27 protein-coding genes are annotated in these 26,552 nt (G+C 58.9%); 15 read left to right on the top strand and 12 right to left on the bottom strand.

Features of this window, described 5'->3' with window-relative positions; translation table 11 throughout:
- Positions 1–3 precede the first annotated feature (3 nt).
- The 3 genes from CRO59_RS01240 to colR form a co-directional block, all read right to left on the bottom strand.
- Positions 4–672, bottom strand: coding sequence for a class I SAM-dependent methyltransferase (locus CRO59_RS01240; protein WP_027612050.1), 669 nt, complete (start codon positions 670–672; stop codon positions 4–6).
- Positions 673–976: 304 nt separating this feature from the next.
- The gene (locus CRO59_RS01245; protein ID WP_097086030.1) at positions 977–2,251 is read right to left on the bottom strand and encodes a HAMP domain-containing sensor histidine kinase; all 1,275 of its coding nucleotides are present in this window, start codon (positions 2,249–2,251) and stop codon (positions 977–979) included.
- The gene (colR, locus tag CRO59_RS01250; protein WP_041068401.1) at positions 2,241–2,924 is read right to left on the bottom strand and encodes a two-component system response regulator ColR; all 684 of its coding nucleotides are present in this window, start codon (positions 2,922–2,924) and stop codon (positions 2,241–2,243) included. The genes CRO59_RS01245 and colR overlap by 11 nt, the downstream gene beginning before the upstream one ends.
- A 203-nt stretch (positions 2,925–3,127) precedes the next feature.
- Between colR and CRO59_RS01255 the strand changes: the two genes are divergently transcribed.
- Positions 3,128–5,077: an LTA synthase family protein gene (locus tag CRO59_RS01255; RefSeq protein ID WP_097086032.1), complete on the top strand. Its 1,950-nt coding sequence runs from the start codon at positions 3,128–3,130 to the stop codon at positions 5,075–5,077.
- 258 nt (positions 5,078–5,335) lie between these two features.
- On the opposite strand, the gene groL is transcribed toward CRO59_RS01255, so the two are convergent.
- The 4 genes from groL to CRO59_RS01275 form a co-directional block, all read right to left on the bottom strand.
- Positions 5,336–6,982, bottom strand: a complete 1,647-nt coding sequence (groL, locus tag CRO59_RS01260) for a chaperonin GroEL (protein WP_007964008.1) — start codon at positions 6,980–6,982, stop codon at positions 5,336–5,338.
- Positions 6,983–7,033: 51 nt separating this feature from the next.
- Positions 7,034–7,327, bottom strand: coding sequence for a co-chaperone GroES (locus CRO59_RS01265; RefSeq protein WP_007916610.1), 294 nt, complete (start codon positions 7,325–7,327; stop codon positions 7,034–7,036).
- 258 nt (positions 7,328–7,585) lie between these two features.
- A complete protein-coding gene (locus CRO59_RS01270; RefSeq protein WP_096795133.1) occupies positions 7,586–8,062 on the bottom strand; it encodes an FxsA family protein in 477 nt (158 codons plus the stop codon).
- Between the two features lie 65 nt (positions 8,063–8,127).
- Positions 8,128–8,859 carry a HugZ family protein gene (locus CRO59_RS01275; protein WP_097086033.1) on the bottom strand — a complete coding sequence of 244 codons (732 nt, stop codon included), beginning with the start codon at positions 8,857–8,859 and terminating at the stop codon, positions 8,128–8,130.
- Positions 8,860–9,023: 164 nt separating this feature from the next.
- Between CRO59_RS01275 and CRO59_RS01280 the strand changes: the two genes are divergently transcribed.
- The gene (locus CRO59_RS01280; RefSeq protein WP_016773416.1) at positions 9,024–9,782 is read left to right on the top strand and encodes an SDR family oxidoreductase; all 759 of its coding nucleotides are present in this window, start codon (positions 9,024–9,026) and stop codon (positions 9,780–9,782) included.
- A gap of 128 nt (positions 9,783–9,910) precedes the next feature.
- Here the strand turns inward: CRO59_RS01280 and apbC are convergent, their stop codons facing one another.
- On the bottom strand, positions 9,911–11,005 hold the full coding sequence (gene apbC, locus CRO59_RS01285; RefSeq protein ID WP_027612056.1) for an iron-sulfur cluster carrier protein ApbC: 1,095 nt from the start codon (positions 11,003–11,005) through the stop codon (positions 9,911–9,913).
- A 321-nt stretch (positions 11,006–11,326) separates the two neighbouring features.
- Here apbC and metG point away from each other — a divergent pair, with 321 nt between their 5' ends.
- From metG to CRO59_RS01325, 8 genes are all read left to right on the top strand, one after another.
- Positions 11,327–13,378, top strand: coding sequence for a methionine--tRNA ligase (gene metG, locus CRO59_RS01290; protein ID WP_097086035.1), 2,052 nt, complete (start codon positions 11,327–11,329; stop codon positions 13,376–13,378).
- Between the two features lie 132 nt (positions 13,379–13,510).
- Positions 13,511–14,080, top strand: a complete 570-nt coding sequence (locus tag CRO59_RS01295) for an Rnf-Nqr domain containing protein (protein WP_097086036.1) — start codon at positions 13,511–13,513, stop codon at positions 14,078–14,080.
- Entirely contained in the window at positions 14,077–15,291 is a 1,215-nt protein-coding gene (gene rsxB, locus CRO59_RS01300) for an electron transport complex subunit RsxB (protein ID WP_097086038.1), read from the top strand. The genes CRO59_RS01295 and rsxB overlap by 4 nt, the downstream gene beginning before the upstream one ends.
- A complete protein-coding gene (locus tag CRO59_RS01305) occupies positions 15,278–16,261 on the top strand; it encodes an RnfABCDGE type electron transport complex subunit D (RefSeq protein ID WP_097086040.1) in 984 nt (327 codons plus the stop codon). The genes rsxB and CRO59_RS01305 overlap by 14 nt, the downstream gene beginning before the upstream one ends.
- A complete protein-coding gene (locus tag CRO59_RS01310) occupies positions 16,258–16,863 on the top strand; it encodes an RnfABCDGE type electron transport complex subunit G (protein WP_097086042.1) in 606 nt (201 codons plus the stop codon). The genes CRO59_RS01305 and CRO59_RS01310 overlap by 4 nt, the downstream gene beginning before the upstream one ends.
- Positions 16,860–17,441, top strand: coding sequence for an Rnf-Nqr domain containing protein (locus CRO59_RS01315; RefSeq protein ID WP_097086044.1), 582 nt, complete (start codon positions 16,860–16,862; stop codon positions 17,439–17,441). The genes CRO59_RS01310 and CRO59_RS01315 overlap by 4 nt, the downstream gene beginning before the upstream one ends.
- Positions 17,438–18,076, top strand: a complete 639-nt coding sequence (nth, locus tag CRO59_RS01320) for an endonuclease III (protein WP_003227707.1) — start codon at positions 17,438–17,440, stop codon at positions 18,074–18,076. The genes CRO59_RS01315 and nth overlap by 4 nt, the downstream gene beginning before the upstream one ends.
- Positions 18,077–18,183: 107 nt before the next feature.
- On the top strand, positions 18,184–18,363 hold the full coding sequence (locus CRO59_RS01325) for a PA3496 family putative envelope integrity protein (protein ID WP_027612063.1): 180 nt from the start codon (positions 18,184–18,186) through the stop codon (positions 18,361–18,363).
- An 87-nt stretch (positions 18,364–18,450) separates the two neighbouring features.
- On the opposite strand, the gene CRO59_RS01330 is transcribed toward CRO59_RS01325, so the two are convergent.
- Positions 18,451–19,077, bottom strand: coding sequence for a response regulator transcription factor (locus CRO59_RS01330; protein ID WP_003227711.1), 627 nt, complete (start codon positions 19,075–19,077; stop codon positions 18,451–18,453).
- Between the two features lie 505 nt (positions 19,078–19,582).
- Between CRO59_RS01330 and CRO59_RS01335 the strand changes: the two genes are divergently transcribed.
- Positions 19,583–20,287 carry a hypothetical protein gene (locus CRO59_RS01335; protein WP_097086046.1) on the top strand — a complete coding sequence of 235 codons (705 nt, stop codon included), beginning with the start codon at positions 19,583–19,585 and terminating at the stop codon, positions 20,285–20,287.
- Positions 20,288–20,437: 150 nt separating this feature from the next.
- On the opposite strand, the gene CRO59_RS01340 is transcribed toward CRO59_RS01335, so the two are convergent.
- Both CRO59_RS01340 and CRO59_RS01345 read right to left on the bottom strand, forming a co-directional pair.
- Positions 20,438–21,655: an argininosuccinate synthase gene (locus CRO59_RS01340; protein WP_027612065.1), complete on the bottom strand. Its 1,218-nt coding sequence runs from the start codon at positions 21,653–21,655 to the stop codon at positions 20,438–20,440.
- 129 nt (positions 21,656–21,784) lie between these two features.
- Positions 21,785–22,693 carry an OmpA family protein gene (locus tag CRO59_RS01345; protein WP_096795143.1) on the bottom strand — a complete coding sequence of 303 codons (909 nt, stop codon included), beginning with the start codon at positions 22,691–22,693 and terminating at the stop codon, positions 21,785–21,787.
- Between the two features lie 160 nt (positions 22,694–22,853).
- Between CRO59_RS01345 and pyrC the strand changes: the two genes are divergently transcribed.
- A complete protein-coding gene (pyrC, locus tag CRO59_RS01350; RefSeq protein WP_097086048.1) occupies positions 22,854–23,900 on the top strand; it encodes a dihydroorotase in 1,047 nt (348 codons plus the stop codon).
- Entirely contained in the window at positions 23,897–24,574 is a 678-nt protein-coding gene (rnt, locus tag CRO59_RS01355) for a ribonuclease T (protein ID WP_097086050.1), read from the top strand. The genes pyrC and rnt overlap by 4 nt, the downstream gene beginning before the upstream one ends.
- Before the next feature lie 75 nt (positions 24,575–24,649).
- Here rnt and CRO59_RS01360 read toward each other — a convergent pair whose 3' ends face one another.
- Positions 24,650–25,252, bottom strand: coding sequence for a peroxiredoxin (locus tag CRO59_RS01360; protein WP_007963972.1), 603 nt, complete (start codon positions 25,250–25,252; stop codon positions 24,650–24,652).
- Between the two features lie 313 nt (positions 25,253–25,565).
- Here CRO59_RS01360 and CRO59_RS01365 point away from each other — a divergent pair, with 313 nt between their 5' ends.
- Positions 25,566–25,784 carry a bacterioferritin-associated ferredoxin gene (locus CRO59_RS01365; protein ID WP_003227725.1) on the top strand — a complete coding sequence of 73 codons (219 nt, stop codon included), beginning with the start codon at positions 25,566–25,568 and terminating at the stop codon, positions 25,782–25,784.
- 201 nt (positions 25,785–25,985) lie between these two features.
- On the top strand, positions 25,986–26,459 hold the full coding sequence (gene bfr / locus CRO59_RS01370) for a bacterioferritin (RefSeq protein ID WP_007963971.1): 474 nt from the start codon (positions 25,986–25,988) through the stop codon (positions 26,457–26,459).
- The last annotated feature ends 93 nt before the right edge of the window (positions 26,460–26,552 follow it).

Raw genomic sequence — 26,552 nt, forward strand, 5'->3', positions numbered from 1 at the left:
CTGTTACCTCTTGCGTAATACGTAAACCCGCCACATGGCATACAGCGGAATGAAGTCCAGTTGTTCCTGAATGCGAAAACCTGCGTCTTCGAACTCTTTTTCTACTGTCACAGCCGGTAACACAAACCGGTTTTGGTAACCTTCCTGCCCACGGCGCTGTTCAGCGCGTTTGCGTTTCCAGGCCTTGAAATTACCGTCCACCCACAACGAAATGATTACGCTGTCACGGGTGACACGCTCGAATTCGCGCAAAATCGTCCGCCGATGTTCGGCTTCACCGATGTGATGCAGCAAACGCATACAGAAAATGCTGTCGACGGCGTTATCAGGTAAGGCAATGTCGAACGCAGACGTGTGCAAAGGTTGTACCCGTTTCACCACATCAGCCGGTTGCGCCTGCATCGCGGTCTTGATCATAGACTCGGAATTGTCCGCGCCAATGATCACCCGATTGGGTTTTTCCGCCAGCAACGGCCAGAAACGCCCTGCACCACACGGCAGATCCAGAACCAGCCCCGGCTCGCCCGCCAGCGTCAGTGCCTTGCGGGCCAGCTGCTCGTCCCGCCAATGTGACAACCGACGACCTAAACCGTCCTGGTGCTTGCGCAAATATTTTTGTGCATGCTGGTCATCATACTTTTCGGAAAAATCGAGCTTGATCGGACTGCTCATTTCAGGACTCCTGAATAACTGATGCCCCTACCATAGGTAGTGGCATGTCAGCGTCAGGTCGTCCCTTTGTGAAAATTACGTCAGGTAAACCGGCAAACTATTACAGGGTTTTACAGGGAGAAAGCAATAGCGCGGGGCCACCAGCTGAATCCGGCGGCCACTGATGATTCAATACTGCCGTTCAATCCCCTTCGCGAGCAGGCTCGCTCCCACCTTTGTACCGCAGATATCTGTGGGAGCGAGCCTGCTCGCGAAGGCGTCATCAAATACCAGCACTCAGGGCGCGGCCGCTTGGGTTTGGGGATCAACGCTGCCCCAGCGTCACCTCAAAGCGGCAACCATTGGGCTGCATGGTGCTCAACGTCACCTCCCAGCCTTGGTTCTCGCAGATCCGCTGCACCAGCGACAAGCCCAGGCCCAAGCCTTCGCCGCGCTTCTCATTGCCGCGCACGAAGGGCTGGAACATGGCCTCACGTTTTTCCTCGGGAATGCCGACGCCCGAGTCTTCGACGACGAAGCCGTTGTCGTTGAGCGTCAGGCGGATGAAGCCCTGCTCGGTGTAGTGGCAGGCGTTGCGCAACAAATTGCCCATGACCGCGCTGAGCAGAGTCGCGTTGAAGCGAGTGTCCGGCGGATTGCCCGGCTCGAACATCAGCTGCAGCCCTTTCGATTCGATCGGTTCACGCCAGATACTCAACAAGCCATCGGCCACCTGACTGATGTTCTGCTGCGGTGCCGAACCGGCGTCTTCACGCTGGGCGCGGGCGAGCATCAGGAAGGTCTGCACCAGTTCACGCATTTCTTCGCTGGCGCGGGCGATGCGCTCGACCTGGGCACGACCGCGTTGATCCAGCCCCGGATTTTCCAGCAGCAGTTCACAGGAACTCGCCAGCACCATTAACGGTGTGCGCAGCTCGTGGCTGACGTCACTGGTGAACAGCCGCTCCCGAGTCAGTGCCTGACGCAGGCGCCCCAGCGTGGCATCGAACGCCACCGCCAGTTCGCCGACTTCGTCAGCCGCATAGTCCGGCGCCAGTGGCGGCGCCAGACCGAGCAACTGATCGCGATGCCGTACTTGCCGTGCCAGGCGCACCACCGGCGCCATGACCTTGCGCGCCAGCACCCAGCCGAGGAATACCGCCAGCGCCAGACTGAGCACAAAGCCCACCAGCACCACGGCAAACAGCACGCGCTCGCGCTCTTCGAAATCGCTTTGATCCTGCAGCAGCACGTAGCGCCGACCGTCGACGATCTCGACCATCGCGTGATACGACAGCTGCTCGCGGAACACTTCGTGGAACCCCGCATCGAGGTGACGCAGATCCTTGGGCAGCTCGAAATCACCCGGTCCGCCGCTGAAATAGAACAACTGGTCCGGTTCCGGGCGATGGCTCCAGTCCGATACGTTGTCCATCAGCAGCAGACGCTGCAGGTCGCCGCCCAGCCCCGCCGAAATCAGTTTCTCCTCCACCAGGTGCACGGTCGCCACGATGCCCATGGCGAAGGCCCCGGCCACCAGCGCACTCATCAGCGCAAAGGCGATGATGATCCGCTGGGAAAGGCTTTGCTTAAACTCCATCACGCCCCTCGGCCAGGCGGTAACCCACGCCGTGCACGGTTTGCAGCAACGGCTTGGCGAATGGCTTGTCGATCACCTGACGCAATTGGTGGACGTGGCTGCGCAGGCTGTCGCTGTCCGGGCAGTCATCGCCCCACAGCGCTTCCTCGAGAATTTCCCGACGCAGGACATGCGGGCTCTTCTGCATCAAGACCGCCAGCAGCTTGAGGCCGACCGGGTTGAGTTTGAGCAACTTGCCTTCGCGGGTCACTTCCAGCGTGTCGAGGTCGTAGGACAAGTCGCCGACCTGCAGCGCACGGCGTCCGCCACCCTGAGTCCGGCGCATCACCGCCTCGACACGCGCCGCCAGCTCGGACAGGGCAAACGGTTTGACCAGATAATCGTCGGCCCCGGACTTGAAGCCCTGCAGCCGGTCGTCCAGTTGATCGCGGGCGGTGAGCATGATCACCGGCGTATCGCGCCGGGCATCTTCACGCAGGCGCTTGCACAGGGTGTAGCCGTCGATCCCCGGCAGCATGATATCGAGCACGATCAGGTCGTAATGCTCGGTGGCAGCCAGATGCAGGCCCGACAAGCCGTCCTGGGCACAATCGACGGTATAGCCTTTGAGTCCCAGGTAATCGGCCAGGTTGGCCAGGATATCGCGGTTGTCTTCGACCAATAGAATTCGCATTGGCATCTCCTCCGTACACAGTGACGGCCGTCATGGCCCGCGCAGCTTAAGGCCAACGCCGGTTCAGGGCTAGGGCCGACAGGTGTGCAAATCAATTTGCCCAGGCAAATTAAATGTTTAACAAAGTTTTCACTATCGATTCACAACCTGACTACAGTGACGCCGCGAAACTCGCGCGCCATTGATATAAGGAAAACTAGACAATGGACCTTCTCAAGACCGCGCCCGTGCGCTTTCTGCTGCTCATCACCGGCGCCTGGCTGGTCATCTTTCTTCTGACTCGAGCGGTACTGCTGCTGACTCACCTGGATGAGGCCGGCGGCTTCGCCCTGTCGGTGTTCGGCATCGGCGCGCTGTACGACCTGGGTTTCCTTGCCTATGCGGCATTGCCGATGGGCTTGTACCTGCTGCTCTGCCCGCCGGGCCTGTGGCGGCGTCGTGGACATCGCGGGTTTCTGCGCGCCCTGCTGACAGTCAGCCTGTTCGCCATGCTGTTCGTGGCAGTGGCTGAATGGCTGTTCTGGGACGAGTTCGGCGTGCGCTTCAACTTCATCGCCGTCGATTACCTGGTGTACTCGGACGAAGTGCTGAACAACGTCCTTGAGTCGTACCCGATCGGCAAACTGCTGAGCCTCCTCGCGGTACTGGCCGTGGTGATCAGCTTTGCCTTGGGCAAGCCGTTCAATGCCGCCATGAATGCCCCGCTGCCAGCGCTGCGCGGACGTCTGCTCAGTGCCTTGGGCCTGTTGATCGTCGCGGGCCTCAGCCTGCAACTGCTCAGCCAGGACGCCCCGCGTGCCCAGGGCGGCAACGCCTACCAGAACGAACTGGCCAGCAACGGTCCGTATCAGTTCTTCGCCGCGTTCCGTAACAATGAACTCGACTACACCCAGTTCTACAAGAGCCTGCCGGCGGAAAAAGTCGCCAGCCAGATCCGCGCCGAGCTGAGCGAAAGCGACGCGCGCTTCATTGGCAAGGATCCACAGGACATTCGCCGGGTGATCGACAACCCGGGCACCCCGCGCAAGCCAAACATTGTGCTGGTGACCATCGAAAGCCTCAGCGCCAAGTACCTGGGCAGCAATGGCGACGGTCGCAACCTGACGCCCAACCTCGACGCGTTGCGCAAGCAGAGCCTGTACTTCAACAACTTCTACGCCACCGGCACCCGCACCGACCGTGGTCTGGAAGCGATCACCCTGGCCATCCCGCCGACGCCGGGCCGCTCGATCGTCAAACGCATCGGCCGTGAAAGCGGTTTCGCCAGCCTTGGCCAGCAACTGAGCGCGGTGGGTTACGACAGCGTGTTCGTCTACGGCGGCCGCGGCTACTTCGACAACATGAACGCGTTCTTCAGCGGCAACGGCTATCGTGTCGTCGACCAGAGCAGCGTCGATGAAGCCGAGATCCACTTCAAGAACGCCTGGGGCATGGCCGACGAAGATCTGTACCGCCAGACTCTGAAACTGGCGGATGCCGACTACGCCAAACAGCAACCGTTCCTGCTGCAACTGATGACCACCTCCAACCATCGCCCTTACACCTACCCCGACAACCGGATCGACATCAAATCCGGCAACGGCCGTGATGGTGCGGTGAAGTACACCGACTATGCGATTGGTCAGTTCCTGGAGCAGGCGCGGCAGAAGCCGTGGTTCGACAATACGATCTTCATCTTCGTCGCCGACCACACCGCGGGCAGCGCCGGCAAGGAAGACTTGCCGATCAGCAACTATCAGATTCCGCTGTTCATCTACGCGCCGAAAATGATCGAAGCTCGCGAGAGCGCGCAACTGGCCAGCCAGATCGATCTGGCCCCAACGCTGCTGGGCTTGCTCAACCTGGATTACACCTCGACGTTCTTTGGTCGCAACCTGTTGCAGGACAACCCGTTGCCACCGCGCGTGGTGGTCGGCAACTACCAGCACCTGGGTCTGTTTGATGGCAAGGATCTGGCGATCCTCAGCCCGCGCCAGGGCTTGCGCCGGCATGACGATGCGTTGACCGAAAGCCGCGAGTCGCGGGTCAGCAGCGACGATCCGCTGGTCAGCCGGGCCATTGCGTATTACCAGGCGGCCAGTTATGGCTTCAAACAGCAGTTGTTGAGCTGGAAGCCGGCGAAGGACAGCACTGTCCAGGTCAGCGAACAGTAACCGTCAATAGAAACGCCCCGGGCTGATGCACCGGGGCTTTTTTTTGCGCAACCGGTTATCACAGGAAATCCAGATCCCAATGTGGGAGCGAGCCTGCTCGCGAATGCTGTGCATGCGTCACAGCTGTAGTGACGGGGTGATTGCTTTCGCGAGCAGGCTCGCTCCCACAGGGGATGGTGTGAAGCCTGGAGTCCGGGCAATAAAAAACCCCGCCTGCTCAGCGCAGGCGGGGTTTTTCGTTACAGGGGTAAGGCTGGCTTACATCATGCCGCCCATGCCACCCATGCCGCCCATGTCTGGCATACCGCCGCCAGCCGAGCCTTCTTTCTTCGGTGCATCAGCAACAGCCGCTTCGGTGGTCAGGATCAGACCGCCGATCGAGGCTGCAGCTTGCAGAGCGGAACGGGTTACCTTGGTTGGGTCCAGGATGCCCATTTCGATCATGTCGCCGTATTCGCCCGAAGCAGCGTTGTAACCGAAGTTACCTTTGCCGTTCTTCACTTCGTTGACGACTACGCTTGGCTCGTCACCGGAGTTGGCCGCGATCTGGCGCAGCGGCGCTTCAACAGCGCGACGCAGTACAGCGATACCGACGTTCTGGTCAGCGTTGTCGCCGGTCAGTTCGGTCAGGGCTTCCAGAGCACGGATCAGCGCAACGCCACCGCCAGGTACCACGCCTTCTTCAACGGCTGCACGGGTTGCGTGCAGGGCGTCTTCAACGCGGGCCTTCTTCTCTTTCATTTCAACTTCGGAACCAGCGCCAACCTTGATCACTGCAACGCCGCCGGACAGCTTGGCCAGACGCTCTTGCAGTTTTTCACGGTCGTAGTCCGAGGAAGTTTCGGCAACCTGGGCACGGATCTGAGCGATACGGGCTTCGATGTCGCCTTGTACGCCAGCACCGTCAACGATGATGGTGTTTTCCTTGGACAGGGTCACGCGCTTGGCGTTACCCAGGTGCTCCAGGGTGGTGCTTTCCAGGCTCAGGCCGATCTCTTCGGAGATCACGGTACCGCCGGTCAGAACGGCGATGTCCTGCAGCATGGCCTTGCGACGGTCGCCGAAGCCTGGAGCCTTGACGGCTGCAACCTTGACGATGCCACGCATGTTGTTCACGACCAGAGTCGCCAGGGCTTCGCCTTCAACGTCTTCGGCAACGATCAGCAGTGGACGGCCGGCTTTGGCAACGGCTTCCAGCACTGGCAGCATTTCGCGGATGTTCGAGATCTTTTTGTCGACCAGCAGGATCAGCGGGCCGTCGAGCTCGGCAACCATGGTGTCCGGCTTGTTGACGAAGTACGGGGACAGGTAGCCACGGTCGAACTGCATGCCTTCTACAACCGACAGTTCGTTTTCCAGGCCCGAGCCTTCTTCAACGGTGATCACGCCTTCTTTACCGACTTTTTCCATGGCTTCGGCAATGATGTCGCCGATGGAGTTGTCGGAGTTGGCGGAGATGGTGCCGACCTGAGCGATAGCCTTGGTGTCAGCGCATGGCTTGGACAGGGCTTTCAGCTCTTTGACGATCGCGATGGTCGCTTTGTCGATACCGCGCTTCAGGTCCATCGGGTTCATGCCGGCAGCGACGGCTTTCAGGCCTTCGTTGACGATCGATTGAGCCAGAACGGTCGCGGTGGTAGTACCGTCACCAGCGTCATCGTTGGCACGGGAGGCAACGTCTTTGACCAGCTGCGCGCCCATGTTTTCGAAGCGATCTTCGAGTTCGATTTCCTTGGCGACGGAAACGCCGTCCTTGGTGATGGTCGGAGCGCCGAAGCTCTTCTCGAGAATCACGTTACGGCCTTTCGGGCCCAGGGTCGCTTTTACCGCGTCAGCCAGAACGTTGACGCCTTTGAGCATCTTGGAGCGAGCGGCATCGCCGAACTTAACTTCTTTAGCAGCCATGATCGATATTCCTTAAATACTTTGTAGTAACGGGAAAATGAACGGGGGGTATCAGCCTTCGATAACAGCGAGGATTTCGTTCTCGCTCATTACCAGCAGGTCTTCGCCGTCGACTTTCACAGTGTTGCTGCCGGAGTAAGGACCGAACACAACCTTGTCGCCTTCCTTCACGGACAGTGCACGCACTTCACCGTTTTCCAGAGCCTTGCCCGGGCCTACAGCGAGAATCACACCGTGGTTGGCTTTTTCAGCAGCCGAACCTGGCAGGACGATACCGCCAGCGGTTTTCTTTTCTTCTTCGCTGCGACGGATGACGACGCGGTCATGCAGAGGACGAAGCTTCATTGTCGATCTCTCCTAATTGTGGTTTTCATCGGCCGGTGTAGTCCCGGCGGGTTTAACAAATCCGGCCTGCGCCGGTTGCGGTTCGTCGAGCAAACCGCGGAAGTCTGTCCGGCTTGAATGCCGGAAACCTTTCGGTGACCGATACATAAGGGCGCATAAGCTTATTACAAGGGCGGGGGCAGAAAATTTTTCATCGGTTGCCCCTTGAATGCCGCGCATAAAGAAACGGCACCCGAAGGTGCCGTGTCGAAGCAGGGGTTACTTGCTGTCGCGATGTTCGAACTCGCCTTCGATCACATCACCCTCGCGGCCCAGAGGCTGGCGCGGTGCAGGACCGCCACGCGGTTGCAGGTCGTCGGCGAAGGCACGCTGACGAATTGCCTGTTCTTCGGCGCGCTGGCGCATCTTGTTCGCCAGCAGGCGACGGGTAAACGGCAGCAGCATCACCAGACCGACCACGTCGCTGATGAAGCCCGGCAGGATCAACAGGCCACCGGCCAAGGCGAGCATCAAGCCTTCAAGCATGGTCTGTGCGGGCAATTCACCGCGGTTCAGGCTTTCACGGGCACGCAGTGCCGTGGCCAGACCGGCGACGCGCAGTACGAACACACCGAACATCGAGCCGAGAATGATCAGCAGCAGGGCCGGGAAAAACCCGATCGCCCCTGCCACTTTGACGAATACGAACAGCTCCAGCACCGGAAACAGCAGAAAGAGCAACAAAAAAGGGCGCATCAAAGATTCCTCAACGCAAGAAATGCCTTGCAGTAAGCCTTAGATGACGTCGCCCTTTCGTGAATTCAAGCGTCAGCCACCGCATTTTTTGGCCAGACCTCGGCGTGAGCCAGAGAAACCAAGGCCTCGCGCACTTGTATCGGCGTATGACAAGGCGCTGGAAACGCCAGCCAATACAGTGCCTGACCGATGCGCAAGTGCATGCCTTCGCTGTCGATTCCGGCCAGTTGCGCCGGTACGGTTTTCGGCAACCCGCTGAGTTCGACGTAGTGGGCAATGGTTTTGGCGTGATCGCTGTTCATGTGCTCGACCATGCTGATTTCCGCCTTGCCGGCAAACGGGTTGGCCAGGGTTACTTGATCGACCCAGTGAATCGCACCGAAACCGCCGATGTAGCGGTGCCGCACCGGATTGAGCACCCAGAAATCAAAGTCGTGGGCCTTGTGATAGTTCTGCGAGTCGGGGAAATACCGGTAGTAACGCTCGGCGGCGGCTTCGATGGCAGCCGGGTCTTCGAGCTTCTGCGCTTCAGCCAGGTAGGTCAGGCGACCAACGGCCTGCACGTCGTCGGCCTCACGCTCACCTACCAGCAGCGAACATTTCGGATCTTTCTGCAGGTTGTGGGTGTGCTGGGCGATGCGGCTGATCAGGATCAGCGGGCGGCCCTGCTCATCCAGGCAATACGGCACCACCGAGCCAAACGGGAAACCGGGCATTGATTTGGAGTGGGTGGACAATACGCCACGGTATTCCTTGAGAAGCAATTCTCGGGCATTCTTGGCCGCTTCAACGCTCAATTTATGACTCCTTAATTAGAATCCGTCGAAAAAACGGACAGGCGCCTGGGGATAAGTCCCGGTCACGCCATCGGGCAATGCTCATGTGCAATCCGGCCATAACCGGTACGGATCGAGCGTCGCCAATAACAAAAACCACTCAGACCGGCTATCGGGGCATGCGAATGCAACTCAACGACAAAGTAATCATTATCACCGGCGGTTGCCAGGGTTTGGGCCGTTCCATGGCCGAGTATTTCGCCGGCAAAGGCGCGAAGCTCGCGTTGGTCGACCTCAATCAGGAAAAACTCGATGACGCGGTGGCAGCCTGCAAGGCCAAGGGCGTCGAGGCGCGCAGCTATCTGTGCAACGTGGCCAATGAAGAACAGGTTGAGCACATGGTCGCGCAGGTTGCCGAAGATTTCGGCGCGATCCATGGCCTGATCAACAACGCCGGGATCCTGCGTGACGGCCTGCTGCTCAAGGTCAAGGACGGCGAAATGACCAAGATGAGTCTGGCCCAGTGGCAGGCGGTAATCGACGTCAACCTGACCGGCGTGTTCCTGTGCACCCGTGAAGTGGCGGCGAAAATGGTCGAGCTGAAGAACAGCGGCGCGATCATCAATATTTCTTCGATCTCCCGAGCCGGTAACGTCGGCCAGACCAACTACTCTGCCGCCAAGGCTGGCGTGGCCGCAGCCACTGTGACCTGGGCCAAGGAGCTGGCGCGCTACGGCATTCGCGTGGCAGGCATTGCGCCGGGCTTCATCGAAACCGAGATGACCCTGGGCATGAAGCCGGAAGCGTTGGAGAAGATGACTTCGGGGATTCCGCTCAAGCGCATGGGCAAGCCGGAAGAGATCGCCCATTCGGCGGCGTACATCTTCGAGAACGACTATTACACCGGGCGGATTCTGGAGATGGATGGCGGTTTGCGGATCTGACTGCCAATCAGAAACCAATGTGGGAGCGAGCCTGCTCGCGAAAGCGGTGGATCAGACAATTCATCGGTTGAATGACACGCCGCATTCGCGAGCAGGCTCGCTCCCACATTAGATTGTGTTTCTGCTTATCAATCGTCACTGATGCTGATATTAGGCATCGCCGGTGTCGCCGCTTCCTGCAACACAATGCGTGCGCCGACGTGGCGGGCCAGTTCCTGATAGACCATGGCAATCTGGCTGTCCGGTTCGGCGATCACCGTTGGCTTGCCGCCATCGGCCTGCTCGCGGATCAGCATCGACAGTGGCAGCGAAGCCAGCAGTTCGACGCCATATTGGGTCGCCAGTTTTTCGCCACCGCCCTCACCGAACAGATGCTCGGCATGACCGCAGTTCGAGCAGATGTGCACCGCCATGTTTTCCACCACGCCCAGCACCGGAATGTTGACCTTGCGGAACATTTCCACGCCTTTGCGCGCGTCCAGCAACGCCAGATCCTGCGGCGTGGTGACGATCACCGCACCGGCCACCGGGACTTTTTGCGCCAGGGTCAGCTGGATGTCGCCGGTGCCTGGCGGCATGTCGATGACCAGATAATCCAGGTCGCCCCACGCGGTTTGCGTCACCAGTTGCAGCAGCGCGCCGGAGACCATCGGCCCGCGCCAGACCATCGGCGTGTTGTCGTCGGTCAGGAACGCCATCGACATGACTTCGACACCGTGGGCCTTGAGCGGCACGAACCACTTCTGATCCTTGACCTCGGGGCGGGTGCGCTCGGGGATGCCGAACATGATGCCCTGGCTCGGGCCATAGATGTCGGCGTCGAGAATCCCCACTTTGGCGCCTTCGCGGGCCAGCGCCAGCGCGAGGTTGGCCGCCGTGGTCGACTTGCCCACACCGCCCTTGCCCGAAGCCACGGCGACCACATTCTTGACGTTGGCCAGCCCCGGGATCTGCGCCTGGGCCTTGTGCGCGGCGATCACGCTGTTGACCTCGACCTTGGCGATCGTCACGCCATCGAGGTTTTCGATGGCCAGCTGCAGCAACTGTGCCCAGCCGCTCTTGAACAGACCGGCGGCGTAACCGATTTCCAGCTGCACGTTGACGCGATCACCGACGATCTCGATGTGCTTCACGCAACCGGCGCTGACCGGGTCCTGGTTCAGGTAGGGGTCGGTGTATTGGCTGAGGACGGCTTCCACCGCTGCGCGAGTGACGGCACTCATGGGCAACTCCGATAACAAGACTGGGAAAAGATGGCGGGTATCGTACGCTGGACGCAGATTTGTGGCGAACTGATTACTTGAGCAAGTCAGCACCTGTGGCGAGGGGATTTATCCCCGATCGGCTGCGCAGCAGTCGCAGAACCATCACCCGCGGTGTACCTGATAGGCCCTGATATCGGGTTTGGGGGCGGCTTCGCCACCCATCGGGGATAAATCCCCTCGCCACAAATGCTCTCAAAGTACCCAGCGGCACAGGGTGAAAAATATGCGCCAGCGCTTTATAGTGGCCGACCTCCGTTTCATCAAGTAGCGAAGCCCCACATGTCCGAACCACGCAAGATCCTCGTCACCAGCGCCCTGCCCTACGCCAACGGTTCGATTCACCTTGGCCATATGCTGGAATACATCCAGACCGATATGTGGGTGCGCTTCCAGAAGCATCGCGGCAATCAATGCATCTATGTCTGTGCCGACGACGCCCACGGTTCGGCGATCATGCTGCGCGCGGAAAAGGAAGGCATCACCCCGGAACAACTGATCGCCAACGTGCAGGCTGAACACAGCGCCGACTTTGCCGAGTTCCTGGTCGACTTCGACAACTTCCACTCCACTCACGCCGAAGAAAACCGTGAGCTGTCGAGCCAGATCTATCTGAAGCTGCGTGACGCCGGGCACATTGCCCAGCGCTCGATCACCCAGTATTTCGATCCGGAAAAGAAAATGTTCCTGGCCGACCGCTTCATCAAGGGCACCTGCCCGAAATGCGGCACCGAAGACCAGTACGGCGACAACTGCGAAAAATGCGGTGCGACCTACGCGCCAACCGATCTGAAGGATCCGAAGTCGGCGATCTCCGGCGCCACTCCGGTGCTCAAGGATTCCCAGCATTTCTTCTTCAAACTGCCAGACTTCCAGCAGATGCTGCAGACCTGGACCCGCAGCGGCACCCTGCAGGACGCCGTGGCCAACAAGATCGCCGAGTGGCTGGACGCCGGCCTGCAGCAGTGGGACATTTCCCGCGATGCGCCGTACTTCGGTTTCGAGATTCCGGACGAGCCGGGCAAATATTTCTATGTGTGGCTGGATGCGCCGATCGGCTACATGGCCAGTTTCAAGAACCTCTGCAACCGCACGCCGGAGCTGGACTTCGACGCGTTCTGGGGCAAGGACTCCACCGCCGAGCTGTACCACTTCATTGGCAAGGACATCGTCAACTTCCACGCCCTGTTCTGGCCTGCCATGCTCGAAGGCGCCGGTTTCCGCAAGCCGACCGGGATCAACGTGCACGGCTACCTGACCGTCAACGGCCAGAAGATGTCCAAGTCCCGTGGCACGTTCATCAAAGCGCGTACCTACCTGGATCACCTGTCGCCGGAATACCTGCGTTACTACTACGCGGCCAAATTGGGCCGTGGCGTCGATGACCTCGATCTGAACCTCGAAGACTTCGTGCAGAAGGTCAACTCCGACCTGGTCGGCAAAGTGGTCAACATCGCCAGCCGTTGCGCCGGTTTCATCCACAAGGGCAACGGCGGCCTGCTGGTCGACAATAATGCTGCGCCAGAGCTGACCGAAGCCTTCCTCGCCGCGGCGCCAAGCATTGCCGACGCCTATGAAGCCCGCGACTTCGCCCGCGCCATGCGTGAAACCATGGCCCTGGCCGACCGCGCCAACGCCTGGATCGCCGACAAGGCCCCATGGTCGTTGAACAAACAGGAAGGCAAGCAGGATGAAGTCCAGGCGATCTGCGCCACTGGCATCAACCTGTTCCGCCAGCTGGTGATCTTCCTCAAACCGGTGCTGCCAGTGCTGGCCGCCGATGCCGAGGCGTTCCTCAACGTCGCCCCGCTGACCTGGAACGACCACACCACGCTGCTGGCCAACCACCAGTTGAACGAATTCAAACCGTTGATGACCCGCATCGACCCGGTAAAAGTGCAAGCCATGACCGACGCCTCGAAAGAAGACCTGACCGCCAGCCAGACCGACACCGGCGCCGCCGCGCCTGCCGGCAATGGCGAACTGGCCAAGGATCCGCTGTCGCCGGAAATCGACTTCGACACCTTCGCCGCCGTCGACCTGCGCGTCGCACTGATCGTCAAGGCCGAACACGTTGAAGGGGCGGACAAGCTGCTGCGTCTGACCCTCGACATCGGTGACGAGCAACGCAACGTGTTCTCGGGAATCAAGAGCGCCTATCCGGATCCGTCGAAACTCGACGGTCGCCTGACCATGATGATCGCCAACCTCAAGCCGCGGAAAATGAAGTTCGGCATCTCCGAAGGCATGGTGATGGCCGCCGGCCCTGGCGGTGAAGAAATCTACCTGCTGAGCCCGGACAGCGGCGCCAAGCCGGGTCAACGCATCAAGTAAGACCCAGCGCTGAAACGATCCCACAGGCATGTTCTGCAGGCCTGTGGGATTTTTCATATCTGGCCCACCCATCGCGGGTGCCGGATAATGCCTAACCTTAAGTGACACCCGCCCGTTGCTGCCGGCAGAACCATGACCGAACTTGCGCTTACGCTGATCAGTGCCGCCCTGCTCAACAACTTCGTGTTGCACTGGCCGCTGGGTGTCGATCCGCTGCTGGCCGGCAGTCGGCGCCAGGTGCATGCGCTGGGGTTGGCGACGGCGTGCCTGATGCTGAGCGTCGGCTTCATCGGGTACGTGCTCTGGCACTGGCTGCTGGTGCCGCTGCAATTGCAGGCACTGCAGCTGTTTGTGTTCTTGCCGCTCAGCGTGCTGCTGATCGCGCCGCTGCTGAAGCTGTTGGCTCGTGCGCTGCCAGACTGGCCGTTCGACGGACTGTGGCCGCTATTGCTGGGTAATGCCGGCGTACTGGGGCTGGCCTTGATCAACGCGCAAAATGATCGCGGCCTGCTGCAAGCAGCAGCGCTGAGCATCGGCGCCGGGCTGGGTTTCTGGCTGGTGCTGAGCCTGTTCAGCGACTTGCGTGAACGCACGGCGGACAACGACATTCCCCTGCCCTTTCGCGGCTTGCCGATCGACCTGATCGGCGCCGGACTGATCGCAGTGATTTTTCTCGGATTCAGTGGACTGATCAAAACATGAGTCTGATTCAACTCATCGATGCCCTCCTGCCGCAGACCCAATGCGGCAAATGCGGCCACCCCGGGTGCAAGCCGTATGCGCAAGGCATCGTCGATGGCGAACCGATCAACAAGTGCCCGCCCGGCGGTGACGAAACCGTCGCCGCCTTGGCTGAACTGTTGAACGTGCCGGTGCTGGAACTGGACGTCAGCCGTGGCTCGGCACCGCCACAAGTGGCGTACATCCGCGAGGCCGAGTGCATCGGCTGCACCAAGTGCATCCAGGCCTGCCCGATCGACGCCATCGTCGGCGCGGCGAAACTGATGCACACCGTACTGATCGACGAATGCACCGGTTGCGACCTGTGCGTGGCGCCGTGCCCGGTGGACTGCATCGAAATGCATCCGCTGCCGCTCGGCACCTTGCCGGTGGTCGGTAGTCTGGCGTTGAGCCTTGAAGAGCAGCGCGCGCGCGCAGCCAAACGCGATCATGCGCGCCAGCGGTTTGAACGCCGCAACACCCGCCTGCAACGCGAGGAACAGCAGAAACAGGCTGAGCGCGAAGCCCGGGCGCAGCGTGCAGCGCAACCGGCGGTGGTTACTCTCGATCCGGTGCAGGCCGCTCTGGAACGGGTGCGCGCGCAGAAAGCCGCAACCGCCGACGCGGCATTGAAAAAAGCCAAGATCGATGTCGCCATGAGCCGCGCGCAATTGCACAAATCGCTGAAAGCCTTCGGCCATCCGCCGACCTTCGAACAGCAATCGCAACTGATCGTGTTGCAACAGCAGTTTGAAGCCGCCGAACAGGCGCTGGCGAAACTCGAAAGCTCTGCCCCCGGCGCTCCGATAATCCCCGCTCCGGCCCCGGCGAAAGACGCCGACCTGAAACGGGCGAAAATCCAGTTGGCCATGCGGCGCGCCGAATTGAAAAAGGCCCAGACCGCCGAAGCGCCAGCCGAGCAAATTGTCACGCTGGAACAGGCACTGCGTGACGCCGAGCAAGCCCTTCACGCCGCCGAGACGGCGAGCGAGCAGCCTGCGCCTGACCTGTTGCGGGTGGAAAAGCGCCCGATCGACAATCAGCTCCGCCAGTTGAAAACCGAACTGGCCTACGCCCGCGCCGACCTGAACAAACTCGAACGCCGCGCCGACACGCCGAACGAAGTCCTCGACAAGGCCCGCGCTCGCCTGCAGGCCGCCGAGCGTCAGGTGCAAGATCATGTCGCCCCGTGAAGCACCGGATGATCGCCTGCAACAGGCGATGAAGCGGGTGCTGCTGGCCACGCTGCCGGGGCTGTTGGCGTTGTTCTGGTTTTACGGCTGGGGCGTGTTGATCAACCTGATCCTGGCGGCGAGCACCGCGCTGCTGATCGAGGCTGGCGTCGCCCGCCTGCGCCGACAACCACTGCAACCAACGTTCAGCGATGGCAGCGCACTGGTCAGCGCGACACTGCTGGCCGCCGCCATGCCACCTTATTGCCCATGGTGGCTGACAGTTACGGCGGTGGCTTCGGGCCTGCTGTTCGGCAAACATTTATACGGTGGCATCGGCAAGAATCCGTTCAATCCGGCCATGCTCGGTTTCGCCCTGGCGATGCTGCTGTTCCCGCAGCCAATGACCCACTGGCCGGCGCATGGCATGAGTCTGCAGGCCGCTTTTGCACAGGTCCTGAATCTGGGCCAGGCTCCGGATGCCTGGGTTCAGGCCACCGCGCTGGACAGCCTGCGCATCAACAAAAGTCTGACCATGGATGAATTGTTCGCGGCCAATCCGGCATTCGGCCGTTTCGGTGGACGCGGCGTGGAGTGGATCAATCTGGCGTTTCTCGCCGGTGGACTGTTTTTATTGCAGCGCCGGGTGATTGCCTGGCAAGCGCCAGTTGGCATGCTGGCCAGCCTGTTTTTCGTCAGCCTGCTCTGCTGGAACGGTTCGGGTTCGGATTCCCACGGCTCGCCGCTGTTTCATCTGCTGAGCGGCGCGACCATGCTCGGTGCGTTTTTCATCATTACCGAACCAGTATCCGGCGCCAAAAGTTCGCTGGCCCGACTGCTGTTCGGCGTGGGTGTCGGCTTGCTGACCTACCTGATCCGCACCTGGGGCGGCTACCCGGACGGTGTCGCGTTTGCCGTGTTGCTGATGAATCTGTGTGTACCGGCTCTGGAACGTTTTGCCGCTGCCCGCCAGACGCAGGTGCAATCATGAGCCGCGCAGCTGCTTTCGTGGCGCTTGTGCTGCTGGCCGGTGCCGGTCTCGGCCTGACCTATGTCGTGCAGCGCGCCAGTGCGCCGCAGATTGCCAGCGAGCAACGCCTGCTCGACAGCCGCAAATTGCTGGATCTGATCGCGCCCGATGCCTACGACAATCAGCCGCTGGAGCAGCCGCTGGCGCTGACTGATACAACGTTGAGCCACAGCACGCTGCTGGCAGGTTATCGCGCAAGCAAATCCGGTCAGCCGGTGGCAGTGTTGTTGCGCACCCAGACCGAGGGCTATGCCGGCGCTATCGAACTGCTGATCGCCATCGATGCCAACGGCAGACTGCTGGGGGTAAAAACCCTGCGGCACAACGAAACCCCGGCGCTCGGCGGACTTATCGGCGACTGGCCGAACCACTGGCTGGCGACATTTACCGGCAAGTCGCGCAACTCACCTGACGACGCAGGCTGGGCGGTGAAAAAAGATCAGGGACAGTTCGATCAACTGGCCGGGGCAACCGTCACTTCCCGGGCCACCGTCAATGCTATTCATGACGCCCTGCGTTACTTTGATGAGCACCGCGCAACCTTGCTGGGGAGCGGATCATGATCCGGCCAACGAATCTGACAAACACGTTGATGCTGATGCTGCTGCTTGGCACCAGCGCGACATTGGCTGGCGCGCTGGGCATGCTGTTGATGTCGGGCGTTGTGGTGGTGGTTTACGGCGCATGCATCGGCCCGCTGCGCTCGCGGTTGTCTGGCAACAACCTGATGCTGGCCAGTCTGCTGCTGGCCGCCACCCTGACCAGTTGCGCCAATATCCTCGCGCAGCGCTGGGCGTTGCAGTGGCAACAGTCAATCGGAATCTATGCCGGGCTGATCGCCTTGCAATGCGTAGTGCTGGAATACAATGGATTCTTTCGTCAGGCATTTGGCCTGCGCCTGACGTTTTTTGGCCTGTCGAGCGGGCTGCTACTGGCGCTGGCGGTACTGCGTGAACTGTTCGGTCAGGGCCACATCGGCCGTGGCCTGTCGGAACACTGGCAAGGCCTGGTTCTGTTCAGCGACGGGCTGCACTTGCTCACCCTGGTTCCCGGCGCCTTCATCGTGCTCGGACTACTGCTTGCCGCCCGCCAGGCCTGGACCCGCTCGACCGCTCTCTCCAAGGAAACACATCACCCATGAATGCCGCCAAACGTCTGGAAATTTTCCGCAGACTTCATGAAGACAATCCCGAGCCGAAGACCGAGCTGGCCTATTCCTCACCGTTCGAGTTGTTGATCGCGGTCATTCTTTCGGCGCAGTCAACCGACGTCGGCGTCAACAAGGCTACGGCCAAACTGTTCCCGGTGGCCAATACCCCGGCGGCGATCCACGCGCTGGGCGTCGAAGGGCTGTCCGAATACATCAAGACCATCGGCCTCTATAACAGCAAAGCGAAAAACGTGATCGAGACCTGTCGCATGCTGGTCGAGTTGCACAATGGCGAAGTCCCGCAGACGCGTGAAGAACTGGAAGCGCTGCCCGGCGTCGGTCGCAAGACGGCCAACGTGGTCCTCAATACCGCTTTTCGCCAGTTGACCATGGCGGTCGACACGCACATTTTTCGCGTGAGCAACCGCACCGGCATTGCCCCGGGTAAAAATGTGGTTGAAGTGGAAAAGAAGCTGATGAAGTTTGTGCCAAAAGACTACCTGCTGGACTCCCACCACTGGCTGATTCTGCACGGTCGCTATGTGTGCCTGGCGCGCAAGCCACGCTGTGGCAGCTGCCGCATCGAAGATTTGTGTGAGTACAAACACAAAACCTCGGACGATTGATTGGCTATTGGAATAATTGATTCTTCGATTGAAAAAATCTTTTTTACCCGCAGCAGGAATATCGATATAAGGGGCGCCAAAGGCAGTCTTAGCCTGGAGTTCACCTTATGACTGACAGCAAAGAACAACTGGACGTAGATGAAGATTTTACCGTTGTGGATACCGACGACGCCGAACCGGTGGTCGAGGTCGCCAAGACCAATCTGAGTAAACGTCGCACCATCGATAACCTGCTTGAGGAGCGCCGACTGCAAAAGCAATTGGCCGATTACGATTTTGATCTGTGACACTTGAAAGCCTCCCGAACCGGAGGCTTTTTACTTTCTGCTGAATCCGACACTGAGCGGCCCATGCCCCGTCGGTATTCCTGATCATCAGACCAGTCCGTTGCGTTGTGCCAATTCAATCAGATCCACCAGCGAGCGGGCATTGAGCTTCAATAACAGACGGGTCTTGTAAGTGCTGACCGTCTTGTTGCTGAGAAACATGCCGTCGGCGATTTCCTTGTTGGTCTTGCCACGCGCCAATTGCTGCAACACCATCATTTCCCGCCCGGAGAGGCGATCCACCATATCGGCCTCACTGGCATTACCAAGACTGGTACGCACGGTGTGCAGGGCCTGGTTTGGAAAATAGCTGTAGCCGGACAGTACCGCTTTGATCGCACTGAGCAACTCAGTCAAATCCTGTTGCTTACATACATACCCCGCAGCACCTGACTGCATGCAGCGCATTGAAAAATGACCCGGTGCCTGGGAGGTCAACACCAGTACTTTCAACGGCATGGGTGTCGAGTTCAGACGCGCAATAACTTCAAGACCATCGAGTTTCGGTATTCCAATATCCAGAATAACGATATCCGGCATCTGTTCACGCGCAAGTTGCAAAGCATCCACACCATTATCCGTTTCTGCAATGACTTCGTAGCCATGACGCTCCATCAGCATACGCACAGCAAGACGAATGACGGGATGATCATCCACGATCAGCACTTTATTCATGGGCAAGTCCAGTTTCGCTGTTCGAATTTTTAGAGCACGCACAATAGCCCAGTCACTTCTGACATGGCACAAGAGAGTTTCATTGCAATCCCAGCAAAAGACATTCCCTACAGCAAATAAAGATTATTCCTACAAAAAAACCCATACAGGCGATTTTCAAATGGGACGACGCATCTCCTGGCCTTCACATCGACGCGAAAAACATGACGTCCTGAACACCACGCGAACTGTTCTTTCGAGGCAGACGGCTCAGCGAGCGGCTGAAAAAACGCGATAATCCATTGACTGCACATCGCTACGCAGCGCCAGCCCCGGCAGCTTATAAGTTTAAATAAACAACGTGAAAACAATCAAAAACCCTTTGATAGATCAACATCTGAAACAAGATACTTCTATCCAAACGTTATCATTTAATATAAAAATTATCTCGACCAGCAAGTTGCAACACCCCATACAAATCAACTCAACATACGTATTGGAAACACACAATTAATGAGCACCTTCCATGATAAAAATCAGAAGAAAAATTACCAATCCCATGACTGTAATTGCGATATTTGCATTTATTTCCGAATCGTCGGCTGCCATTTCCTTACCCTTTCTTGATAACGCCGAAAGAGAAGTCTACATCTGGTTCCTGATCAGCTTTCCGTTTTACTTGCTATTGCTATTCTTTTTAACGCTGAACTTCAACTACCGTTCGCTCTATGCGCCCTCGGACTTCGATAAGGACGACAGTTTTCTAAAAAGTTTCGAGGAGTTGAAACAGCCCGAGCTCCACTCCTGTTCGCCTCCAGCAAGAGCGTCTGTGGTAGGCGAAGTATCAGCTGCCAACGGATTGGAGTGGACGTTGTCTGTACATAGCGTTGACCTCAGGCAACTCCCTCCTTGCAGCGCTGGCGAATCCTGCCCGGAGCGACCGTGGATTGAGCACAACATTCAGCTGCCTAAATCCATCGGCACATTGTGCGCCATAGACGTACGTCGGTTGAGTAGCGCACAGGCGTTCAATGCGCTGGCAGAACACTTTCCGCATCTTGGCAAACACTCAGCCAAAGCAGTGGTATTTTTGACCGACTCTGCGTGCGACGTTTTGCTCAAGCAAATTATCCCGACCCTTATCAAACAGTCGAAAAAAAGCGGAGGCGCCAAACTTCTCGTTGCTTACAACGTAAGCACACAAAGCACCACGGTTTTGAGAGGAACATGAGCGCAGAGTAGATGCCTGAAGTGGACATTCAAGAAAATGCTGGAGTTGGCGGCAATGACCAAAGTTCTGGATTAACGTCAGACAAACACAGAAAAGAAAATGGCGGCATTGTCATTGTGACAAGCCGCCATTTTTACAGCCCTGCAAGGCTTAGAACAGCTTGCGGCCTTTGTTGGCAGCAATGCGCATGCGCAGCGCGTTGAGCTTGATGAAGCCCGCCGCGTCGGCCTGATTGTAGGCGCCGCCGTCTTCTTCGAAGGTCGCGATATTGGCGTCGAACAGCGAATCGTCGGACTTGCGGCCGGTAACGATCACGTTGCCCTTGTACAGTTTCAGGCGAACCACACCGTTCACGTTGACCTGCGAAGCATCGATCATCTGTTGCAGCATCAGACGCTCCGGGCTCCACCAGTAACCGGTATAGATCAGGCTGGCGTATTTCGGCATCAGCTCGTCTTTGAGGTGAGCGACTTCGCGGTCCAGGGTGATCGATTCAATGGCGCGGTGCGCGCGCAGCATGATGGTACCGCCCGGGGTTTCGTAGCAGCCACGGGACTTCATGCCCACGTAACGGTTTTCAACGATGTCCAGACGACCGATACCGTGAGCGCCACCGATCTTGTTCAGCGTTGCCAGTACGGTGGCCGGAGTCATTTCGACGCCGTCCAGCGCGACGATATCGCCGTTGCGGTAGGTCAGTTCCAGGTATTGCGGGGTGTCAGGAGCCTTCTCCGGGGAGACGGTCCAGCGCCACATGTCTTCTTCGTGCTCGGTCCAGGTGTCTTCCAGCACGCCGCCTTCATAGGAGATGTGCAGCAGGTTGGCGTCCATCGAGTACGGGGACTTCTTCTTGCCGTGACGCTCGATCGGGATCGCGTGCTTCTCGGCGTAGTCCATCAGCTTCTCGCGCGACAGCAGGTCCCACTCACGCCATGGCGCGATCACTTTGACGCCAGGCTTGAGTGCGTAGGCACCCAGTTCGAAACGCACCTGGTCGTTGCCCTTGCCGGTGGCGCCATGGGAAATGGCGTCGGCGCCGGTTTCGTTGGCGATTTCGATCAGGCGTTTGGCGATCAGCGGACGTGCGATGGAAGTACCCAGCAGGTACTCGCCCTCGTAAACGGTGTTGGCGCGGAACATCGGGAACACGAAGTCACGCACGAATTCTTCGCGCAGGTCGTCGATGTAGATTTCTTTTACGCCCATGGCCTGAGCCTTGGCGCGAGCCGGCTCGACCTCTTCGCCCTGACCCAGGTCAGCGGTGAAGGTCACCACTTCACAGTTATAAGTATCCTGCAGCCACTTGAGGATCACCGAAGTGTCCAGGCCGCCGGAATACGCCAGAACGACCTTGTTTACGTCCGCCATGCCATCACTCCACGGGGTTCTACGGAAAGCCGAGGAGTCTACCGCTCAAATCCGATAATTTACAGAGGCGCGACAGCTTAAGACGACAAAGCGACAGAATCTGTCGACAGCGCGACGATGACCGACGGGTCAGGAAGTCGCCGCAGCGTTGGCAGGTGTGCTGGCTTGCGGTGCTGGCGCGGTAGTCGGCGCGACTCGCGCGAGCTTCACACTGACCCGACGATTCTTCGCCCGGTTGGCCGCATTGTTGTTCGGCACCAGCGGGTATTGCTCGCCGTGGAAACGCACGGTGATCTGCGATTCGGCGATGCCGTTGGCCTTGAAAAAGTCGACTACCGCCAGCGCTCGACGGCGTGACAGCTCACGATTGGTCAGACGATTACCGCTATTGTCGGAGTAGCCATCGAGTTCGATGTGATTGACCGTCGGATCGGCCTTCATGAACTCGAGCATCACCTGCAGCTTGGCTTTGGCGGCGGCATCCAGATCGGTGCCTTCGCCGGGGAAGCCGATCTGCGATTGCTTCACCTGATCGAAATTCTGCGGCAGCAATTTCGCCACACACGTCTGGTAATCATTGAACGCTTTGCTGAACTTCACCGGCAGCAGACGCACTTCCGAAACCCGGCCATCGCCGGACGCACGGCGCACCACCGGACTGCGACCGTCCAGCAAACCGCTGATCAGCCCCCCGGCTTGGGATTGCGAACTGTTGAACAGCACATTGCCGGTGCCGATCCTGACGCTGCCCAGATTAATGTCGTTGCGCCCCGGCTGCCATGGCGCTGCCGCCGCGAGCAACGTCGCCGAACCGCCGCCGAGCATGGCGTTGTAGGCATTGAGGCGGAATATCGCCTGCTCGCCGGCTTTGCGCACGAACTGGCCCGAGCCGAAATCGGTGATCGGCTGGGTCAGGCGGCACTCGAACTTGTCGCCCTCGACCGTCCACTCAATGTTCTCCAGACGCGTCTGGTAGGTCAGCGCCATCGCGGGGAGGCTGGCAAACACACTGAGCAAGGCTAAATATCGCTGGCGCACGGGAGGCTCCATTGGCTTCTGTAACACAAAGACCGATTCACACTATGTTTACGGCATACCTACGGGATATCGGAAGGTTCCTGCAAAACTTGATAGCGGGTGCCTGCAAGAGTCTTTTCCGGTAGCATTCCCCTCAGTTTGACCCGCCTGGAATCCCCTCATGTCCGACCGCCTGACCCTGCTGCGTCCCGACGACTGGCACATTCATCTTCGCGATGGTGCCGTGTTGACCAATACCGTTGCCGATGTGGCGCGCACCTTTGGCCGCGCCATCATCATGCCCAACCTGGTACCACCGGTGCGCAACGCCGCTGAAGCCGACGGCTATCGCCAGCGGATTCTCGCTGCCCGCCCGGCCGGCAGTCGCTTCGAACCGCTGATGGTGCTGTACCTCACCGACCGCACCCAGCCCGAAGAAATTCGTGAGGCCAAGGCCAGCGGTTTCGTGCACGCCGCCAAACTGTACCCGGCCGGCGCCACCACCAACTCCGATTCCGGCGTGACCAGCATCGACAAGATCTTCCCGGCGCTGGAAGCCATGGCCGAAGTCGGCATGCCGCTGCTGATCCATGGCGAAGTCACCCGTAGCGATGTCGACGTCTTCGACCGCGAAAAGATTTTCATCGATGAACACATGCGCCGTGTCGTCGAGCGTTTCCCGACGCTCAAAGTGGTGTTCGAACACATCACCACCGGCGACGCGGTGCAGTTCGTCAACGAGGCTTCAGCCAACGTCGGCGCCACCATCACCGCGCATCACCTGCTGTACAACCGCAACCACATGCTGGTGGGCGGGATCCGGCCGCACTTCTATTGCCTGCCGATCCTCAAGCGTAATACCCATCAGGAAGCCCTGCTAGACGCCGCCACCAGCGGCAGCGCGAAGTTCTTCCTCGGCACCGACTCGGCGCCGCACGCCCAGCACGCCAAGGAAGCCGCCTGCGGCTGCGCCGGCTGCTACACCGCGTACGCCGCCATCGAGCTGTATGCCGAAGCGTTCGAACAGCGCAACGCGCTGGACAAGCTCGAAGCGTTCGCCAGCCTCAACGGCCCGCGTTTCTACGGTCTGCCGACCAACACCGATCGCATCACCCTGGTTCGCGAAGAATGGACCGCCCCGACCAGCCTGCCATTTGGCGAGCTGAACGTTATCCCGCTGCGCGCCGGTGAAAAACTGCGCTGGCGCCTGCTGGAGGAACACGCGTGAGTGAAGACCATTTCGACGACGATCTGGACGGTCAAGGTGGCGGCGGCGGTTCCCGCCACCCAATGGCAGCGCGTTTTCGCGGTTACCTGCCGGTTGTCGTCGACGTAGAGACCGGTGGCTTCAATTCGGCCACCGACGCTCTGCTGGAGATTGCCGCGACCACCATTGCCATGGACGAAAAGGGTTTCGTTTACCCGGACCACACCTACTTCTTCCGTGTCGAGCCGTTCGAAGGCGCGAACATCGAAGCGGCAGCGCTGGAATTCACCGGGATCAAGCTCGATCACCCGCTGCGCATGGCGGTCAGCGAAGAAACTGCGCTGACCGACATCTTCCGTGGCATCCGCAAGGCGCTGAAGGCCAACGGCTGCAAGCGCGCGATTCTGGTCGGCCACAACAGCAGCTTCGACCTCGGCTTCCTGAATGCTGCGGTTGCGCGTCTGGACATGAAGCGCAACCCGTTCCACCCGTTCTCCAGCTTCGATACCGCGACGCTGGCCGGTCTGGCTTACGGTCAAACCGTGCTGGCCAAGGCCTGTCAGGCAGCGGACATCGACTTCGACGGCCGTGAAGCGCATTCGGCGCGTTACGACACCGAGAAGACCGCCGAGCTGTTCTGCGGCATCGTCAACCGCTGGAAACAGATGGGCGGCTGGGAAGACTTCGACGACTGATCCTCGTTCGGGCGAATCCCGCGCATAAAAAAACCGGCCACATGGGCCGGTTTTTTTGTACCGCGACGTTGCGCCTTACAGGGCAGCAGCGTTCTCGGTCAGGTAAGCCGCAACGCCTTCTGGCGAAGCGTTCATGCCTTTGTCGCCTTTTTTCCAGTTGGCAGGGCAGACTTCGCCGTGCTCTTCGTGGAATTGCAGCGCGTCGACCAGACGGATCAGCTCTTCCATGTTACGGCCCAGCGGCAGGTCGTTGATGATCTGCGAGCGGACAACGCCCTTGTCGTCGATCAGGAACGCGCCACGGAAAGCCACGCCGCCTTCGGACTCAACGTCGTAGGCCTTGGCGATTTCGTGCTTCATGTCGGCAGCCATGGTGTATTTCACCTGGCCGATGCCGCCATTGTTGACCGGAGTGTTGCGCCAGGCGTTGTGGGTGAAGTGCGAGTCGATCGACACGGCAACCACTTCCACGTTGCGCGCCTTGAAGTCGGCCATGCGGTTGTCCAGAGCGATCAGCTCGGACGGGCAGACGAAGGTGAAGTCCAGTGGGTAGAAGAACACCAGGCCGTATTTGCCTTTGATGGCCGAGGACAGGGTGAAGCTGTCAACGATCTCGCCATTGCCGAGTACGGCCGGGACGGTGAAGTCTGGGGCTTGTTTGCCTACGAGTACGCTCATGGATATCTCCTGGTGAATAACTTGAAGTTCAGGGTCCGGGCCAGCCTGCCACCCTGAGGCGACAGCCCTGTGACACGAACCCTCTTCGCAAGGGCCGACCATCATACACTGCGTTTTTCGCCTGTCCTTAACGGTTTTTTGCCCAAGGCGGATAACGGACCAGCATTTTCGGGGCCAGGCAATTCGCCATTAATCACCGTTCGTCAGTGACCGGCCTTTCGATCGAAAACCATTCAGAAAGCACTTTGACAATCATTCTCGTTAACATTAAGATCCATCGCAATTGAGTCACAACCAGCGACGGTTCTCACTTATGTATGTTTGTCTCTGCACTGGCGTCACCGACGGACAAATCCGCGAAGCGATCTATGAAGGTTGCTGCAGTTACAAAGAAGTCCGCCAGGCCACCGGCGTCGCCAGCCAATGCGGCAAATGTGCCTGCCTTGCCAAGGAAGTGGTTCGCGAAACCCTGACCAAGCTGCAAACCGCTCAGGCTGCGATACCCTACCCCGTAGAATTTACCGCAGCATAATCACCCCCTATTTCAAAAAACCGGACATATGTCCGGTTTTTTTATGCCCGCAAATCAAGCGCTTAGGCGCTAGACGCGGAACACAAACATTCTTATTCAGATTTAATTTCATTTATTATTCAATAACTTAGGTTTGACACTTATAAGTACCAAGCTCAAACTCCGCCTTATATACAGCTAATACAGGGCAGGACTCCCATCATGAAAGGCGACATTACAGTCATCCAGCATCTCAACAAGATCCTTGCCAATGAACTGGTCGCGATCAATCAGTACTTCCTGCATGCACGCATGTATGAAGATTGGGGCCTGAACAAGCTGGGCAAGCACGAGTACCACGAATCCATCGACGAGATGAAACACGCGGACAAGCTGATCAAGCGCATTCTGTTCCTCGAAGGCCTGCCGAACGTGCAGGATCTGGGCAAGCTGCACATCGGCGAGCATACCCGGGAAATGCTGGAATGCGACCTGCGCATCGAGAAGACCGGCCACGCCGATCTGAAAGCCGCCATCGCCCATTGCGAATCGGTTGGCGACTTTGGCAGCCGTGAACTGCTCGAAGACATTCTCGAATCCGAAGAAGAGCATATCGACTGGCTGGAAACCCAACTGGGCCTGATCGATAAAGTCGGTCTTGAGAACTATCTGCAATCGCAGATGGGCGAAGAGTAAATAAGCGCCCGCTGAATTCGCGACACTAAAAAGCCCCGCCCTCTTTCGAGGTGCGGGGCTTTTTATTGGCAAATCCCGGATCAGATGCAGATC

Source organism: Pseudomonas sp. LAMO17WK12:I5 (assembly GCF_900215165.1).
GTDB lineage: Bacteria > Pseudomonadota > Gammaproteobacteria > Pseudomonadales > Pseudomonadaceae > Aquipseudomonas > Aquipseudomonas putida_A.

Coding starts and splice junctions, on each gene's coding strand:
- CRO59_RS01240 (WP_027612050.1), bottom strand. CDS start 672: ATGAGCAGTCCGATCAAGCTCGATTTTTCCGAAAAGTATGATGACCAG.
- CRO59_RS01245 (WP_097086030.1), bottom strand. CDS start 2,251: ATGGAGTTTAAGCAAAGCCTTTCCCAGCGGATCATCATCGCCTTTGCG.
- colR (WP_041068401.1), bottom strand. CDS start 2,924: ATGCGAATTCTATTGGTCGAAGACAACCGCGATATCCTGGCCAACCTG.
- CRO59_RS01255 (WP_097086032.1), top strand. CDS start 3,128: ATGGACCTTCTCAAGACCGCGCCCGTGCGCTTTCTGCTGCTCATCACC.
- groL (WP_007964008.1), bottom strand. CDS start 6,982: ATGGCTGCTAAAGAAGTTAAGTTCGGCGATGCCGCTCGCTCCAAGATG.
- CRO59_RS01265 (WP_007916610.1), bottom strand. CDS start 7,327: ATGAAGCTTCGTCCTCTGCATGACCGCGTCGTCATCCGTCGCAGCGAA.
- CRO59_RS01270 (WP_096795133.1), bottom strand. CDS start 8,062: ATGCGCCCTTTTTTGTTGCTCTTTCTGCTGTTTCCGGTGCTGGAGCTG.
- CRO59_RS01280 (WP_016773416.1), top strand. CDS start 9,024: ATGCAACTCAACGACAAAGTAATCATTATCACCGGCGGTTGCCAGGGT.
- apbC (WP_027612056.1), bottom strand. CDS start 11,005: ATGAGTGCCGTCACTCGCGCAGCGGTGGAAGCCGTCCTCAGCCAATAC.
- metG (WP_097086035.1), top strand. CDS start 11,327: ATGTCCGAACCACGCAAGATCCTCGTCACCAGCGCCCTGCCCTACGCC.
- CRO59_RS01295 (WP_097086036.1), top strand. CDS start 13,511: ATGACCGAACTTGCGCTTACGCTGATCAGTGCCGCCCTGCTCAACAAC.
- rsxB (WP_097086038.1), top strand. CDS start 14,077: ATGAGTCTGATTCAACTCATCGATGCCCTCCTGCCGCAGACCCAATGC.
- CRO59_RS01305 (WP_097086040.1), top strand. CDS start 15,278: ATGTCGCCCCGTGAAGCACCGGATGATCGCCTGCAACAGGCGATGAAG.
- CRO59_RS01310 (WP_097086042.1), top strand. CDS start 16,258: ATGAGCCGCGCAGCTGCTTTCGTGGCGCTTGTGCTGCTGGCCGGTGCC.
- CRO59_RS01315 (WP_097086044.1), top strand. CDS start 16,860: ATGATCCGGCCAACGAATCTGACAAACACGTTGATGCTGATGCTGCTG.
- nth (WP_003227707.1), top strand. CDS start 17,438: ATGAATGCCGCCAAACGTCTGGAAATTTTCCGCAGACTTCATGAAGAC.
- CRO59_RS01325 (WP_027612063.1), top strand. CDS start 18,184: ATGACTGACAGCAAAGAACAACTGGACGTAGATGAAGATTTTACCGTT.
- CRO59_RS01330 (WP_003227711.1), bottom strand. CDS start 19,077: ATGAATAAAGTGCTGATCGTGGATGATCATCCCGTCATTCGTCTTGCT.
- CRO59_RS01335 (WP_097086046.1), top strand. CDS start 19,583: ATGATAAAAATCAGAAGAAAAATTACCAATCCCATGACTGTAATTGCG.
- CRO59_RS01340 (WP_027612065.1), bottom strand. CDS start 21,655: ATGGCGGACGTAAACAAGGTCGTTCTGGCGTATTCCGGCGGCCTGGAC.
- pyrC (WP_097086048.1), top strand. CDS start 22,854: ATGTCCGACCGCCTGACCCTGCTGCGTCCCGACGACTGGCACATTCAT.
- CRO59_RS01360 (WP_007963972.1), bottom strand. CDS start 25,252: ATGAGCGTACTCGTAGGCAAACAAGCCCCAGACTTCACCGTCCCGGCC.
- CRO59_RS01365 (WP_003227725.1), top strand. CDS start 25,566: ATGTATGTTTGTCTCTGCACTGGCGTCACCGACGGACAAATCCGCGAA.
- bfr (WP_007963971.1), top strand. CDS start 25,986: ATGAAAGGCGACATTACAGTCATCCAGCATCTCAACAAGATCCTTGCC.